The sequence below is a fragment of the Hymenobacter sp. PAMC 26628 genome (assembly GCF_001562275.1).
In the GTDB taxonomy this organism is placed as follows: Bacteria; Bacteroidota; Bacteroidia; order Cytophagales; family Hymenobacteraceae; genus Hymenobacter.
Map to the genome: position 1 here is coordinate 1,354,061 of NZ_CP014304.1, position 15,260 is coordinate 1,369,320.

The 15,260-nt window shown below is 61.0% G+C and carries 11 protein-coding genes; 10 read left to right on the forward strand and 1 reads right to left on the reverse strand.

Annotated features, from left to right (window positions below):
- Positions 1-115: 115 nt before the first annotated feature.
- The 5 genes from AXW84_RS06245 (at position 116) to AXW84_RS06265 (ending at position 7,265) form a co-directional block, all read left to right on the forward strand.
- Complete coding sequence (locus AXW84_RS06245; protein WP_068230175.1) at positions 116-586, forward strand: hypothetical protein; 471 nt, start codon at positions 116-118, stop codon at positions 584-586.
- 582 nt (positions 587-1,168) lie between these two features.
- A complete protein-coding gene (locus tag AXW84_RS23910; protein ID WP_082773732.1) occupies positions 1,169-4,339 on the forward strand; it encodes a T9SS type A sorting domain-containing protein in 3,171 nt (1,056 codons plus the stop codon).
- A gap of 131 nt (positions 4,340-4,470) precedes the next feature.
- Positions 4,471-5,622 carry a carboxypeptidase-like regulatory domain-containing protein gene (locus AXW84_RS06255; RefSeq protein WP_068230178.1) on the forward strand — a complete coding sequence of 384 codons (1,152 nt, stop codon included), beginning with the start codon at positions 4,471-4,473 and terminating at the stop codon, positions 5,620-5,622.
- A gap of 39 nt (positions 5,623-5,661) precedes the next feature.
- Positions 5,662-6,513: a 4-hydroxy-3-methylbut-2-enyl diphosphate reductase gene (locus tag AXW84_RS06260; protein ID WP_204248426.1), complete on the forward strand. Its 852-nt coding sequence runs from the start codon at positions 5,662-5,664 to the stop codon at positions 6,511-6,513.
- Positions 6,514-6,530: 17 nt separating this feature from the next.
- A complete protein-coding gene (locus tag AXW84_RS06265) occupies positions 6,531-7,265 on the forward strand; it encodes a fatty acid desaturase (RefSeq protein WP_082773734.1) in 735 nt (244 codons plus the stop codon).
- A gap of 404 nt (positions 7,266-7,669) precedes the next feature.
- Here the strand turns inward: AXW84_RS06265 and AXW84_RS06270 are convergent, their stop codons facing one another.
- Positions 7,670-8,698 (reverse strand): hypothetical protein, encoded by a 1,029-nt coding sequence (locus AXW84_RS06270; protein ID WP_068230183.1) that lies wholly within the window; start codon positions 8,696-8,698, stop codon positions 7,670-7,672.
- A 190-nt stretch (positions 8,699-8,888) separates the two neighbouring features.
- Here AXW84_RS06270 and mraZ point away from each other — a divergent pair, with 190 nt between their 5' ends.
- The 5 genes from mraZ to AXW84_RS06295 all read left to right on the forward strand — a co-directional run bounded on the left by mraZ (position 8,889) and on the right by AXW84_RS06295 (position 15,236).
- Positions 8,889-9,350 carry a division/cell wall cluster transcriptional repressor MraZ gene (gene mraZ, locus AXW84_RS06275; protein ID WP_068230185.1) on the forward strand — a complete coding sequence of 154 codons (462 nt, stop codon included), beginning with the start codon at positions 8,889-8,891 and terminating at the stop codon, positions 9,348-9,350.
- Positions 9,350-10,276, forward strand: coding sequence for a 16S rRNA (cytosine(1402)-N(4))-methyltransferase RsmH (gene rsmH, locus AXW84_RS06280; RefSeq protein WP_236943265.1), 927 nt, complete (start codon positions 9,350-9,352; stop codon positions 10,274-10,276). Before mraZ ends, rsmH begins: the two co-directional genes overlap by 1 nt.
- Before the next feature lie 134 nt (positions 10,277-10,410).
- Positions 10,411-11,286 carry an FtsL-like putative cell division protein gene (locus AXW84_RS25455; RefSeq protein WP_071891052.1) on the forward strand — a complete coding sequence of 292 codons (876 nt, stop codon included), beginning with the start codon at positions 10,411-10,413 and terminating at the stop codon, positions 11,284-11,286.
- Positions 11,283-13,721, forward strand: coding sequence for a penicillin-binding protein (locus tag AXW84_RS06290; RefSeq protein WP_082773735.1), 2,439 nt, complete (start codon positions 11,283-11,285; stop codon positions 13,719-13,721). The genes AXW84_RS25455 and AXW84_RS06290 overlap by 4 nt, the downstream gene beginning before the upstream one ends.
- A 45-nt stretch (positions 13,722-13,766) precedes the next feature.
- Positions 13,767-15,236 (forward strand): UDP-N-acetylmuramoyl-L-alanyl-D-glutamate--2,6-diaminopimelate ligase, encoded by a 1,470-nt coding sequence (locus tag AXW84_RS06295; RefSeq protein WP_442905609.1) that lies wholly within the window; start codon positions 13,767-13,769, stop codon positions 15,234-15,236.
- Positions 15,237-15,260: the final 24 nt, after the last annotated feature.

Here is a 15,260-nt window from a genome sequence, read left to right on the forward strand (position 1 = left end):
CGGGCCGCGGTGGGGCGGTAACTTTGGGGGCCCCATGAATTGCCTACTCGTTTCCTTGCTGCTTGCCCTAGCCCCGGTGGCGGCCGCGGCGCATCCGGCGGCGTATCCTTCTGCCATGCCTTCTCCTTACGAACCCGCGCTGCTGCGCCGCCACTACGAACTCGCCGCTGCCGACAAAGCCGCCGGCGAAAAATTCTACCAGCTCCTGGCCGAGTACCACGACCAGGACGCTCTAGTTCTGGGCTACAAAGCCGCTGCTCAGGCTATTCGGGCCCGCGACGCCTCCATGTTCAATAAACTCACCTACGTACAGGACGCCGCCCGCACCTTTGCCCAAGCCGTGGCGCTGGCCCCCGAAAACGCCGAAATCCGCTTCCTGCGCTTTTCGGTGGAGAGCAACTTGCCGGCCTTCCTAGGTCTGAGCGCGCACGTTGACGAAGACAAGGCCTTCTTGCTCAACTCAGCCCTGGCCCACCCCCGATCGGGCCTCGATGCGGAGTCGTTCCGCACGGTGCGCAGCTTCCTGGTGGCGCGCGGCCACGTAAGTACCGCCGACGCTGCGCGCTTGGGCGAGGTACCAGAATAATGTAACGCAACGCTAACAAGCCCCTGGCAACCAATGGGCCCCCGGCATTCTCTCCCCTGTGGGCGGGACTGCCGGGGGCCCATTTTGCTGTCTGCCACAGTTAAAGCGAAAGCGCTAAACCAGGTGTAGTGCAAAAAATGAAGCAAAAATTCACGGAAATATTGAGTGAGATTCTATTCAACGCAAAAAAAACAGCCTTATGTGCATTTTAAAAACTAGGAATGAAGATAAAATTTAAGTAAGTCAAAATATTGAAAATAAGGTATTTGATGAATATTATAACTAGTGTTATTTTAATCATCCGTATATTTTTTGTACAAAAATATACTTCCTATTTGAGAGGCAACCAAAAATGTTGATCGACAGTAATGCATGTTCACTTGGATTAGTATAACTTCGTCAATTGAAATGCGTGACTGCTGCATAGCAACCAGTCATTTTGATTGATTGTGTGCGAAATAATACAATATTATCGTAGCCCAATCATAAAATATTTCTTTGTTTGAGTCATATTCCATTAAAAATGCAATTCAATCTTTCATAATTAATTCCCTATCCGCCTGACTCATACCACACACTACAATGAAACATCCTTACTCACCATTAACAAGTTGGCTGCGGTGGCTCTGCCTCTGCTTTCTACTGGCTATGCCCGGACTGGGCATGGCCCAGACAGTTACCCTTACACCAAATACTGCGGGTGACCCTCAGGATTTTGGATCCGTATCAATAGGCACGATGTCTACTTCTAAGGCTTATACCGTAAGCGGAAGTGGTGTACCGACAAACGGTAGTATCTCGGTTGGTATTCCTAATATGTTTGAAGGGAGTATAGACAATAATACGTTTAGTCCAAGTGCCATCGTATTGACACCGGATGCTGGCGGCAATGTTCCAAATACAGCAATTTACTTGCGCTTTAAACCGACAACGACTGGAGCCCAACCCCGTACTTTTCGTGCTAGTATATACGATATAAATGGAGACCTTGTGACCCGTACATCTGGTATTGCGCTCACAGGCACGGGCACACCCGGTTCCCCAACTATCACGGTGAACCCGAACGCGCTGCAAAGCTTCGGAAGTCAAGCAACCAATACGTCTTCCAGTGCAAAGACGGTGGCCGTAACGGGCTCGTCGCTCACGGCTGACATCACGGTAGCGGCCCCAGCCGGCTTTTTAGTGAGTAGCGATAACACTACTTACGCCACAACGGCGACACTGGCGCAAACCGGGGGCACCGTGAATGCTACGTTATATGTAAAATTCAGGCCCACCGCGGCAGGTGCCTATGCTAACGACATAACGTTGTCCAGCACAAATGCCACCAATCAAACCGTATCAGTGTCGGGCACGGGGGTATTGCCAACGCCGGTGCTGACCGTGTCGTCCACCACACTGAATGATTTCGGCTCAGTGGTGGTAGGCAACACTAGCGCTAATACTTACTCTTTCACCGTCAGTGGTCAAGATCTGCAGGGCAACTTGACCGTTACGCCCCCCACTGGGTTTCGTATCCGCACGGGGTCGAATGTATTTTCTACGAATGCTATTGTACTGACGCCAACCAGCGGAACTCTGGCAAACACATCGATTGATGTGCGCTTCACGCCCGTTGCTGTACAGGTGTACAATGCTGCTGTGGCCGTGGCTACCCCTAACGGCAGCGGCTCCGTGACTCAGAGTGTGGCAGTAAGCGGCACTGGTACGGCTGCCCCGGCCAGTGCAACCATTAACGTGACTCCAGGGGCAATTAACTTCGGAACCGTTACCAATAGCGGTAGCCCTAATACGCTAAGCTTTGAAGTGAGCGGTACAAACCTCACCAACGACATCGTACTCACGCCAAGTCAGACGACTATTTTATTTCGTAACGTAACGGCAGGTGGCTCCTTTTCGAGCGACCCCCTCACGCTGGTTAGCACCAGCGGTACGGTGGCCACGCAAACCATCGAAGTAAAACTGGTGCCAACCGTGCCGACGGGAAACTATACAGAAGTAATTAATTTGGTTAGTGGTACTACCGCTACGTCGTCGGTTTCCGTCATGGCGACTAACACGAGCGGCCGTATTTCTGATCTTTCGGTCAGCAATCCTAATAATTACAGCTTCACATTTGCCACCCGGCCTAATTCTATATCACTCTCGCAATCATTCCGCGTGTCGGGAACCAACTTGGTGCAAGACCTGACGGTGGCCCCCAGCGGTCCAGATGCGGGATACTTTCAAATATCAACCGATAACACCAATTTTGTCTCCTCGCTGACCTTTGCGCGCGACGCAAACGGAAACGTACCGCAGCAGACGGTTTACGTACGCTTTGTTCCGGGTAATAACGCCTTGACGGTGAACGCAATTATTCGTAGTTCGAGCGCTCCTGCCCCTAACGGCGACGTGTCGGTGACGGGTATTAGCCAGCCAACGATTCGCCTGAGCCAAGTGCTCCAAGCATTTCCCAACAACGTAGTAGTAGGTACCACGACGGATCCTAAACCGATACGCCTGGAAGGCTTCCTGCTGGGAGGTAACGTGGATTATCACGTTCCCAACGATACGTCTGATCCAACCCGCAACCCATCAGGAACGCCGCAGTTTGAGTTTTCGCTAGATAACGGTGCGACTTACATAACGTCGACCACGGTGACCCCGGATGCAACGACCGGCAACTTCTCCCAGGACTTGCTAGTGCGCTTCCGCCCAGTGCGGGTAGGCAACGCGGCTCAGGAGTTGGAATTTAGGAACCCGAGCTTCAGCAATGGGCAATACTTCGTGCTGCCTAGCGGCAACGGGCGAGTTTCAGGTTTTGCTATTGCCACTGAGCCGTCGCAGCAATCAACGGCCATTATTTATCGAAATCCGGGCAGTACAAATGCCACTGTTCAGTTTAGGTTGGCTAACCCGGACCCCGGAAAAGCTTTTGGCCAAAACCGCTTGGTAATTGTTACCCCGTATTATGACATGTTACCGGTTAACTTGTTTCCACAAGATAAGCAAAACTTCGACCCTGGCACTACTGATGCCAATGGTGCTTATCAGTTCGGTACGGGTACAGCCATTGAGGCAGCTACTAACACCTATGTAGTATTCAGCGGGGCATCGGGCAGCTTCACGATGACCAATTTGGACCCTACTGCTACGTATAAAGTCTACGCGTTTGAATACAACAACGACGGGGTACTAGCTGCTGAAAATTACCTGGTGCCCAACAACCAGCCCCTAGCGCCGCTGCCAGTAGAACTGTTATCGTTCACGGCGCAGCTTCGTAACAAGCAGGTGAACCTGAACTGGGTGACGGCCAGCGAGAAAAACAGCCGCAGCTTCGACGTGCAGCGCAGCTCGAATGGCCAGACGTTTACGACCGTGCTGACCAAGGCGGCGCAGGGCAACACCAGCGCCCGCACCACCTACGACGCCGTGGACCGCCAGCCGCTGCCAGGCGTGAGCTACTACCGCCTCAAGCAAATCGACATCGATGGCAAAGTGGCCTACTCGCCCACGTTGTCGGTGCAGAACGATGGCGCGGTGGACATCACTATCTACCCGAACCCAACCGCTGGCAAGGTGACCATTACCCTGCCCGCCGCTTTGGCCGCCAGCGCGCCCCGCGTGCGCATCAGCGACCTGATGGGCCGTGTAGTGCAGGAAGTAAGCCTGCCCGCTTCGGGTGAAATTGACCTGGCGGGTCTGCCCGTGGGCACCTACCTTCTTAACGTGGGCGGCCAGCAGGTGCGCAGCCGCGTAGTGAAGTACTAGGTAACGCTAACCAATGATAAAAGGGCCTTCCGCAGTTGCGGAAGGCCCTTTTTTTATGTTGGTGGGCGGTACCGGGCTACCTTGCAGCTATGTGTTATTGCTATTGTTTGCTGGGGGCCCTGCTAGCTCTTTTGTCCGGCTGCCCTGCTAGTGCCCAGGGGCTGGTAACGGGCCGGGTGGTGGACGAAAAGGGCCAGCCCGTGTCCTACGCCAGCGTGGTCCTAGCCGACGGCCGCACCGGCACCGCGACGAACGAGGTGGGCGAGTTTGGCCTGCGGGTGCCCGCGCTGCCGCAGCAGCTCGTGGTGCTCAGTATTGGCTACGCGCGCGCCGGGGCCCTGGCTACGCAGGCTGGGGCCCTGCCAGCGGCCATTGTGCTCAAAGCCAGTGCCGTGGAGCTGCCCGAAGTGACGGTGCGGGCCAATGCCGAGGCCGAAGATCTGGTGCGCCGCTGCTACGCCAAGCTGCTGCGCCACCAGGCCGACGTGCAGTACGGCCGGGGCTTCTACCGCCAGAAAACTCGCGAGAACGGCCATTACCGCGAGTTCTTCGATGCATTTTACGACGTGAAGCTCACGCCGCGCGACATGCCCAGCTGGGTGCTGGGCGAGGCGCGCTACGCCTTGGTGCCGGGCATCATGGGCATGAACAACTTCTCCATCTACACACGGGCGCTGCCCGTTTTCGTAGTGCCCGGCGGGGCCAGCCGCACAGCGATGCCCCTGGGGCCCAACGCCGCCGAGCGTTTCCATTTTGTGCTGCGCCAAACCTTACGCGACCAAGGCCGCGAACTGGCCGTGGTTGACTTTGGGCCCCGCGTGGCCGGCGACCCGGTGGCCAGCGGTACCCTCTACATTGATCCGCGCACGGCCGCGCTGTTCCGCTACGAGCGGGAATTGCCCACGGCCGGCCTGTTCACTTCCAGCAACCCCGCCATCCAGTTTGGGCCCTGCGCGCTGCGCATCACCACCAATTTTGGGGCCCTGGGCGATTCGCTCAGCCGCTTGGCCAGCACGCAGGTGGTAGCCAGCGTCCAGATGACGGTGAAGGGTATGCCATCGGAAACGACGACAACATCCCAATTCTTCCTCTACGAATACGGCCTGCCGACGCCTGGCCAGAAGTACCCCGATACCGCGCAGGAGGTGAAAGATTTGGCAGAAATTAAGAAGCGCCGCTACCACCCTGAGTTCTGGCGCGACAACGCAGTGGTGAAGGACAGCCCGGTGGAAACCCAGGTAATCCAGGATTTCGAGGGCCGTCGGGTCTTTGGGAAATTATAGCCGCAACCTTAAGCGGGTTTTCCTGGTTACCCTGCCACTATGCCGTCCTTGTCGCTCAGTGTTCGCATCGACCCTAACTCCGGCTTCTGCTTTGGAGTCATCTACGCCATTCAAATGGCCGAAGACCTGCTCGACGAGCAAGGCTACTTGTACTGCCTAGGCGACATCGTGCACAACGACGAGGAAGTGCACCGCCTGCAACTGCGTGGCCTGCGCATCATCTGCCACGAGCAGTTAGCCGAGCTGCGCGACGAGGCCGTGCTCATCCGGGCCCACGGCGAGCCGCCGAGTACTTATAAGTTGGCCCTGGAAAATAACCTGACGCTGATTGACGCTAGTTGCCCGGTGGTGCTGAAGCTGCAAAACCGCATCAAAACCAGCTTCGACAAGCGCGAGCAAATCTTCATTTACGGTAAGCACGGCCACGCCGAGGTGCTCGGCTTGCTGGGCCAGACCGGCGGCCGGGCCGTGGTGTTTGAGAGCCTGGCCGAATTGATGACCCACGAGCTGCCCTCGGCACTAACGCTTTACAGCCAAACGACTAAGAGCACTGCGAGCTTCTATAACATTAAGAGTGAATTGGAAAGCCGGGGCTACCAGGTGAATGCCAACGATACCATTTGCCGGCAGGTGAGCAACCGCGACAAGGACTTACGCCGTTTCGCGGCGCAGTTCGACCAGATTGCCTTTGTGTCGGGCACCAAAAGCTCCAACGGCAAGGTGCTCTACCAAGTATGCAAGGATACTAACCCGCGTACCCACTTCATTTCCAACGTCGACGACATCGACCGCGCCTGGTTCCAGCCGGGGCAATCGGTGGGCATTTGCGGGGCTACCAGTACGCCCATGTGGCTGATGGAGCAAGTGCGTGAGGCCTTGGTGGGGTTGTAACTTAACAAGTAGCATTGATGAGCGTATCCACTGCCCTTTCCTTACCTACCCGCCGCGTGGCCCCCGCGCCGCTGGCCGGCAAGGGCGTGGCGGCGGCATTGTTGATTATCGCGGCCTGGGGCGGGCTGCTGGCGTGGCTGCTAGCCGGCTACCAGCCCAACTGGCACGCGCCGGGGCCCTACCTGCTCATGCTGCTCCAAACGCACCTCTATACCGGGTTATTTATCACGGCACATGACGCCATGCACGGCGTGGTAAGCCCCAACAAGCGTCTCAACAACGCCCTGGGCACGGCGGCCACGGTGCTGTTTGCTTACAACTGGTTCCCGAACCAGCTGCCCAAGCACCACGACCACCACCGCCACGTGGGCACGCAAGCCGACCCCGATTTTCACCCCGAAGACCACCCTGGTTTCCTGCCCTGGCTGGCCCGATTCGCCTGGAACTACGTGACCTGGTGGCAAGTACTGCTGATGGCCGTTACCTACAACGTACTGAAACTGTACTTCCCGCAGGCCAACGTCATTGCTTTCTGGATGATACCAGCGGTGTTGGCCACGTTGCAGCTGTTCTTCTTCGGCACCTACCTGCCGCACCGCGGCGAACACGAACCCGACAACCGGCACAAGTCGCGCAGCCAGCTACGGCACCACGCCTGGGCCTTTGCTACGTGCTACTTTTTTGGGTACCACTACGAGCACCACGACCAGCCGTACCTGCCTTGGTGGCGGTTGTGGAAAACTAAAGCCTGACTAGGGCCAAACCTTAACCAACAAAAAGGCCCGCCGAAGCGGGCCTTTTTGTTGAACTGGGGCCCCGGGGCCCTGTTGTTGGGCGGCCGCAGTTTTCTTGCAGCAGCCGGGTAGGTGGCCGTAGGCGTGGGCCTCAGCAATCTAGTCGTTGGCGTCGTAGCCGGTTTTTTGCATGGCGGGGCAGTGGTCCCGACAGAACCTGTGCGGTCGGGCGCCAACAGCGCCAGTCTGGCCCAGCTGCGCCCGCTGAACCAGTAGGTGCCGCTCCACCGTGAGGCCCTACCGAGGTGGTGAACACCAGGGCGGCCAGCCACCGGCTGGCATTCGGTGGGCGAGGAAGCGGGGCTTCCCGCTGCAAAGTATGGTCCGGGGCCCCGGCGGCGCACAAATCTCTGTCCCGGCGTTTAGGGCGCAAGTGCGGCCTTGGCGCGCTTGTATTTGGTTTTTAGCTTGCCGCGGCGGGGCATAGCGTCGGCCGGCGGGGCGGCTTGCACCTGCTCGTAGGCCAGGCGTTGCAGGGCCACGGCGTCGGGCGGGGCAATGCCCAGGTCCACCGCGGCTTGCTCTTGGGGCCCCAGGGCGCGCGGGTCGTAGCCGGTGATGGTAGCCAGCAGCACGCAGGCGTTGAGGTAGGCGCCCCAAGGGCTGGGGTGGTAATGGTCGTCGGTCCAGAGGTCGAGCTGGCCGGTAGCGGGCGCGTAGGGGTTGGGCATAGCCACGCCGGTTTGGATGGCCCGCAGCCAGGCATCGCCCGCTGGGGCCACGCCCGCGAAGTGCCCGTTGGCCTTGGCCAGGCCGTAGTAGCCGGCGTCCAAGTTGGCCGTCATCGAATCCACGGGTTGGCCCGAATAGGGCTTATCGGGTGGGTAGGTGAGGTCGGCGCGGGCCCAGGTTTCGTACAAGTACACGCGGGCGGCGGGGTTGGCCTGGTGCACGGCCTGCTCGAGGCGGGTGCCGTAATCGTAGAATTCGGCCCGCTTGCCGCTGCGCCGCTCCGGCAGGGGCCCCGTGCTGTACTCCTGTAGCACCACCGCCTGCCAGCGCGGCTGGTTGATGACGCTCAGGGCGTTGTCGTAGTGAAACTTGAGCGTTTGCCCGCTCAGGGTTTCCGAGTGCACGTCGTAGCTCAGCCCAGCCTCGTCGGCCAGCTTCTTGAAAATGCCCGGGATGCCGCCCCAGGGCCCCAGCTCGGGCGGGTTGCCCTGGCGGGGTGTGCCCTTGGGCTGGCCGTAGTTTTCGTCGGTCACGGCGGCGGCGTTGTACTGCTGCACCGGCAGGCGGCCCCCGTGGGTGAAGCTGTTGCCGACAAACAAAATCGGCACCGGGGCCCCCGGTTGGGGCCGGCCCTGGGCTCCGGCCGCTGGGCCGTGGAGCAGTAGTGCCGCACCGACGGCCAACGAAAGCGCGGGGAAACGCCAAGAGAAAAAGCGCATGAGCAGAACGGTTGAAGTGGCCCCGAAAGTAGCTGCCATTTTGGCAAATACCTACGAGGGCCCAAGCGAATATGCCCCTGGGGCCCCAAAAACGGGTTCTGAATTGTGGTAAATAATGGTAAATCGTGGTTGTTATTCAAAAAGACGCCCGTACTTTTGTTTACTTCCCTCCCTTTTCCCTGGCCCCGCCATGCACCTGCTCTCCGGCGAATACGAATGCAAGCTCGACCCCAAGGGGCGGCTCGTGCTCCCGGCCAAGGTGAAGGGCAACCTGCCCGACGAGTCGGGCAACCAGCTGGTACTCGTGCGTGGTTTCGAGCCCTGCCTGGTGTTGTACCCCCGGGCCGCCTGGCGCGTCATCCACGACAAAGTGATGGCCCTCGACGAGTTTAACGAGGAGTACCGGCAGTTCCAGCGCAACTTTTTTCGGGGCATGACGGAAGTGGAGCTAGACAGCATCAGCCGCTTTATGCTGCCGCGCACCATGCTGCGCTACGCCGGCATCGAGAAAGAAGCCATCGTGGTGGGCCTGGGCAACCGCTGCGAAATTTGGGACCCCGCTCGTTACGAGGAGTTCCTGATCAAAGACCAACAGACCTTTAGCCAACAGGCCCAGAAATTTTTGGCCACCGACCCCGCCCTGGCCTTTTGATGATGGAACCGCGCCCCAACGATACCGCCTACCACCGCCCCGTGCTGCTGGCCGAATGCCTGGCCGGGCTCGACGTGCAGCCCGGCGGCCGCTACGTGGACGTGACGTTTGGCGGCGGCGGCCACTCGGCGCGCCTGCTTGAGCGCCTCACCACCGGCCACCTCTACAGCTTCGATCAAGACGCGGACGCCGAGGCCGAAGCCGCTCGCCTGGCGCGGCCGCAGTTCACCTTCGTGCGGGCCAACTTCCGCGACCTGGCCGCCGAGCTGCGCCGCCGCGACGCCCTGCCCGTGGACGGCCTGCTGGCCGACCTGGGCGTGAGCTCGCACCAGTTCGACACGCCGGAACGGGGCTTTTCGACCCGCTTCGACGGACCTCTCGACATGCGCATGGATACCGACGGGGGCCCCACGGCCGCCGACGTGCTCAACGACTACAAAGAAGCCGACCTGCACCGCATCTTCGGCATGTACGGCGAAGTGACCAACGCCCGCACCCTGGCGGCCACCGTGGTGCAGGGCCGCCGCGGCCGTCCGCTGGCCACCATCCAAGAGTTGAAAACGGCCATCCAGAGCGTGATGCCGCGCGGCAAAGAGAACAAGTATTTGGCCCAGGTTTTCCAGGCTTTGCGCATCGAGGTGAACCAGGAAATGGACGCTTTGCAGGAAATGCTGCTGCAAACGGCCGAGGTGCTGCGCCCCGGCGGCCGGCTGGTGGTGCTCAGCTACCACTCGCTGGAAGACCGGCTGGCCAAGAATTTTATTGGCAAGGGGAAGTTTTTTGGGGAGGTAGAAAAGGACTTTTTCGGCCACGAAACCAAGCCGTTCACCGCCCTCAACCGCCGTCCCGAGGAGGCCTCGGCCGAGGAAGTGGCCCTGAACAGCCGCGCCCGCAGTGCTAAATTGCGGGTTGCAGTGCGAAATTAAGTAGAAGAAGCAGCGTTGTTGGGAGGAGGTATTTTAGCGTAAACAATTTTTAATCAATAAGTTGAGTTTAGTAGGTGGCTGTTGCGGGGTGTTGCCCGGCGGGCCGCCTTGTCCTTTCGCCTTTCCGCCACCGCATGGCTGCCAATACTTATAAACCTACCGAAGCGCCGCGCCGCGCCAACGTGCCCCGGGCCCCCGAGCCGGCGCCCGGGCCCCCGCCTGCGCCGGCCGCCGTTGCGCCGGAGCCCGTGGTGGAGGCCCCGCGCCCGCGCGCGGCGGCTCCCGAGCGCCCCGCCCCACCGCCCCGCCCGCCGCGCGTGCCCCGCACGTGGAGCTTGTTTTCGGTCTTTGACCGGATGACGAGCGTGGACGGGCTCTTCCGCGAGGGCTTGCCGGTGCGCTACCTGCCGCACCTACTGTTCGTGATGTTCCTCACGCTGCTCTACATTGGCAACACGCACTACGGCAACCGCATGAGCCGCAACATCCAGCGCCTCAAGCAGGAAACTGAGGACTTGCGCGCTGACTACACCACGCTGAAATCGGACTACATGGAGGCCAGTAAGCAGAGCGAGGTGGCCCGCAAAGTAGCGGCCTTCGGGCTGGTCGAAAGCTCGTCGCCGCCCTTCCGCATCCAGGTACCGGCCGGCCACCTCGATGCTGCGGCGCTGGAACTCATGCCCGTGCTGACGGCCGACACGCTGGCGGCCCGTGCGGGCCGCGATTCGCTGGCGGCCCAGCGGGCCGACGCTTTGGCTGGCCGCCGCCGCTACGCCAGCTCGGGCACCGAAGGCGAACCCGAAATCGCCGCCGCTATCCCCGAAGACTCGCTGGCCGCCGCGACGCCCGCACCAGTGCGCCGGGCCCCTAAGTTGCTGATGAAGAAGACCAAGGCCAAAACAGCCCGTAAGCCCGACGATAATAAATTAGTTAAAAAAAGTACAAAGAGTACAACCGAGCACAAGAAGCAAGCTGCTCGTACCCAACTCACTACCTCCCACCGTCGATGAAAGGCAGCGTTAAAAAGTCGATTGTGACGCGGGTGCGGCTGGCCTTTTTGGGGGTGGCCGTCTTCTCGGGCCTCATCTTGTGGAAGGCCACGCGCATCCAGTTTCAGGAGGGCGCCAAGTGGCGGGCCCTGGAGCAGGAGCGGCGCATCAGCTACCAGCCGGTACCGGCTACGCGGGGCAATATCTTCTCCGACAACGAGAGCATTATGGCTACCTCGCTGCCCTTCTACCGAGTGGCCTGGGATCCAGCCGTGGTGGAAGAAGCTGTGTTTCAGGCCGGGGTCGATTCATTAGCCTGGCAGCTGTCGCACTTCTTCGGCGACCGCACCAAGCAGGAGTACAAGCAGCGCCTCACCAACGCCCGCCGCGCCAAGGAACCGGCCCTGCGCTACATCCGCCTGAACTCGCGCCAAATCAACTTTCAAGAGAAAAAGCTACTGGCCCAGTGGCCCATTTTCCGGGCGAAGCGCAACCGCGGCGGCGCCATTTTCGAGAAGGTGGACAAGCGGTTCCGGCCGTTTGGGGGCCTGGCGCAGCGCACGGTGGGCTTCGTGAACGAGCAGCAGCACGGCGCGGGCCTGGAGTTCACCTTCGGGCCCAGCCTGGCGGGTAAGGCCGGCGAGGCGCTGTTTGAGCGCGTACCGGGCGGCGTGAAACCGCTCTACGACGGCACCGAAATTAAGCCACAGCCGGGCTACGACATTAAAACCACGCTCGACATCAACTTGCAGGACGTGGCTGAAAACGCCCTCTACAAGTCGCTGGTGGACAACAACGCCCAGTACGGCTGCGTGATTCTGATGGAAGTGGCAACTGGTGAAATAAAGGCTGTGGCCAACCTGGGCCGCGCCGCCGACGACACCTATAAGGAAGACTACAACTATGCCTTCGCCGACCAGGGCCGCACCGAGCCGGGCTCGACGTTCAAGCTGGCCTCGATGATGGCGTTGATGGAGGCGTTTCCCGACATTACCCTCGACGACGTGGTGGACACGGGCCCCGGCCGCATGGCCATTGGCGGGGCCGTGAAGACCGACTCGCACCCCAACGGCCGCATCACGGTGCAGCAGGTGTTTGAGAAGTCAAGCAACATTGGGGTGGCGCGGCTGGTGCAGGAGCACTTCGCCGCCAACCCCACGCAGTACACCAACTACCTCAAGAAATTCGGGCTCGACAAGCCACTGGGCTTCCAGATGAACGGCGAGGCGCTGCCCTACGTGAAGGACCCCACCGACCGCAGTTGGAGCCGCACCTCGCTCTCAACCATGAGCATCGGCTACGAACTGAAGCTGGCCCCGCTGCAAACGCTGGCCTTCTACAACGCCGTGGCCAACAACGGCACGAAGGTGGCCCCCATGATTGTCAAGCAAATCAAGCAGGCCGACCAGGTGGTGCAGGAATTTGCGCCGCGGGTGCTGATCCCAAAAATTTGCTCCGACAACACGCTGCGCAAGCTGAAAGCCATGCTGGAAGGCGTGGTGGCCGAGGGCACCGCCAGCCGGATTCGGCCCAAGGACTACACCATCGCCGGCAAAACAGGTACGGCCTGGAAATTTAAAAACGGCCACTACACCAAAACGTACTCGACTAGCTTTTGCGGCTACTTCCCGGCTGACAAGCCCAAGTACAGCTGCATCGTGGTGATTGACTCGCCCAGCCGCGGCCGCGTGTACGGTGGCGACGTGGCCGCCCCGGTGTTCCGCGAAGTGGCCGATAAGTGCATGGCCCGCGACCTGCTCAGCCAGCGCCCGCTGCTGGCCAAGGCCCGCTTGAACAAGAGCCGTGTGCCGCTGGTGCGCGCCGGTATGCAAGACGAGTTGGCCCTAGTCTGCCAGAAGCTGGGCCTAGCCGGCAACACCCAGGCTACCGGCGGCGAGGAGTGGGTGCGGGGCGCATCTGATACAGCATTCCACGCCCGCACCGTAGCCTTGGTGGTGAACCCCGTGCGCGCCGGCCGCGTGCCCAACGCCCGGGGCCTGAGCCTGCGCGACGCGCTGTTTCTGCTCGAAAACCGGGGCCTGCACGTGCGGGCCCTGGGCACGGGCCGCGTCCGCGAGCAGAGCTTGGCCGCTGGGGCCCCCTACAAGCGCGGCGACGCCATCAACCTCACGTTGGTAGAGACAGGGCCCCGCGACGACGCTCCCCGCGCCTTGCCCGCGCCCGAGCACACCGACCTGGCAGAAAACAAGCTCCTGACCCCCGCCGACCCCGAACCGATAGCCGCCAAGGTTTTGCCCAGCAAAGTCAAAGCCGTAGCTCCCAAAGTGGACGCCGCCAAGCCCAAGGCGGAGGCAAAAGCCAAGGTGGAAACTAAGACCAAGGCGGAAGCAAAAGCCAAGGCTGATAAATCTAAGACGAAGTCCGACCTAAAAGCCAAGCCCCCCAAAACCCGCCTGGCCGCCGACAAACTCCGCAAATCGGCGCGCAACGCTTAACCTGTTTTCTCGCCTCCGAAGCCCCGCCCCGCGGTTTTGCCCTTGATTTCTCTCCCACTCTTTTCCTTGCTCGCCGACGTGGCCGTGCTCCAGCAGCAGGGGCCCCCCGACGGGGCCATCACCGGCCTCACCCTCGACTCGCGGGAGGCGGGCCCCGGGGTGGCGTTTTGCGCCCTGCGCGGCACGGCTACTGACGGCCACAAGTTCATCGAAACCGCCGTGGCCCAGGGCGCGGCGGCCGTCATTTGCGAGGAGCTGCCGGCCGTGCTGCGCCCCGGCACCACCTACGTGCAGGTAGCCGACAGCGCCGGGGCCCTGGGCCTGGTGGCGGCAGCGTTTCATGGCCACCCATCGCGCCGGCTCAAGCTGATTGGCGTGACGGGCACCAACGGCAAAACTACCTGCGCCACGCTGCTGCACAAGCTGCTGCGCGAACTGGGCTACCACGCCGGCCTGCTGAGCACGGTGCAGAACCAGATCGACGAAACTGTTATTCCCGCCACCCACACCACGCCCGACGCCATTCGGCTGAACGCGCTGCTGGCCCGCATGGTGGCCGCCGGCTGCACCCACGCTTGTATGGAGGTGAGCAGCCACGCCGTGGTCCAGCACCGCGTGACGGGCCTGCGCTTCGCGGGCGGCATTTTTACCAACCTCACCCACGACCACCTCGACTACCACGGCACGTTCGACAACTACCTGAAAGCCAAGAAGGGCTTCTTCGACGCGCTGCCCAAAACCGCCTTTGCCCTCACCAACGCCGACGACAAGCGGGGCCCCGTGATGCTGCAAAACACCGCCGCCCGCCGCGAAACCTACTCGCTGCGCGGGGCGGCCACGTTCCGGGCCCGCCTCATTGCCAACGAAGTGCACGGCCTGTTCCTGGAAATTGACGGCCGCGAGGTGCAATTCCGCCTCATCGGCGTATTCAACGCCTACAACTTGCTGGCCGTGTACGGGGCCGCCGTGCTGCTGGGCGAAGACCCGACGGAGGTGCTCACCATTCTTTCGGGCCTGAACACGGCCCCTGGCCGCTTCGAGCCGGTGGTGTCGGCGCGCCAGCGTATCACGGCCGTGGTAGACTACGCCCACACGCCCGACGCGCTGGAAAATGTGCTCCAAACCCTGCACCAAATCCGCCGGCCCGAGCAGCGCATCATTACGGTAGTGGGCTGCGGCGGCAACCGCGACGCCGCCAAGCGCCCCGTAATGGCCGCCCTCGCCGCCCGCCTGTCCGACCAAGTGGTGTTCACCTCCGACAACCCGCGCTTCGAGGACCCGCTCGAAATACTGGCCCAGATGCAAGCCGGCGTGCTGGCGCCCGACGCGGCCCGCGTGCGCACCCTGCCCGACCGCCGCGCCGCCATCGAGGCTGCCCTGGCGTGGGCGGGGCCCCACGACATTGTGCTGGTGGCCGGCAAGGGCCACGAAAACTACCAGGACGTGCAGGGCGTGAAAACCCACTTCGACGACAAGGAAGTCCTGCTCGAATTATTTGAAACTTTGAACAAGTAAAGCCGGGGGCCCCGCCCCGCTTTA

Coding starts and splice junctions, on each gene's coding strand:
- AXW84_RS06290 (WP_082773735.1), top strand. CDS start 11,283: ATGAAAGGCAGCGTTAAAAAGTCGATTGTGACGCGGGTGCGGCTGGCC.
- AXW84_RS06260 (WP_204248426.1), top strand. CDS start 5,662: ATGCCGTCCTTGTCGCTCAGTGTTCGCATCGACCCTAACTCCGGCTTC.
- mraZ (WP_068230185.1), top strand. CDS start 8,889: ATGCACCTGCTCTCCGGCGAATACGAATGCAAGCTCGACCCCAAGGGG.
- rsmH (WP_236943265.1), top strand. CDS start 9,350: ATGATGGAACCGCGCCCCAACGATACCGCCTACCACCGCCCCGTGCTG.
- AXW84_RS25455 (WP_071891052.1), top strand. CDS start 10,411: ATGGCTGCCAATACTTATAAACCTACCGAAGCGCCGCGCCGCGCCAAC.
- AXW84_RS06270 (WP_068230183.1), bottom strand. CDS start 8,698: ATGCGCTTTTTCTCTTGGCGTTTCCCCGCGCTTTCGTTGGCCGTCGGT.
- AXW84_RS06245 (WP_068230175.1), top strand. CDS start 116: ATGCCTTCTCCTTACGAACCCGCGCTGCTGCGCCGCCACTACGAACTC.
- AXW84_RS06265 (WP_082773734.1), top strand. CDS start 6,531: ATGAGCGTATCCACTGCCCTTTCCTTACCTACCCGCCGCGTGGCCCCC.
- AXW84_RS23910 (WP_082773732.1), top strand. CDS start 1,169: ATGAAACATCCTTACTCACCATTAACAAGTTGGCTGCGGTGGCTCTGC.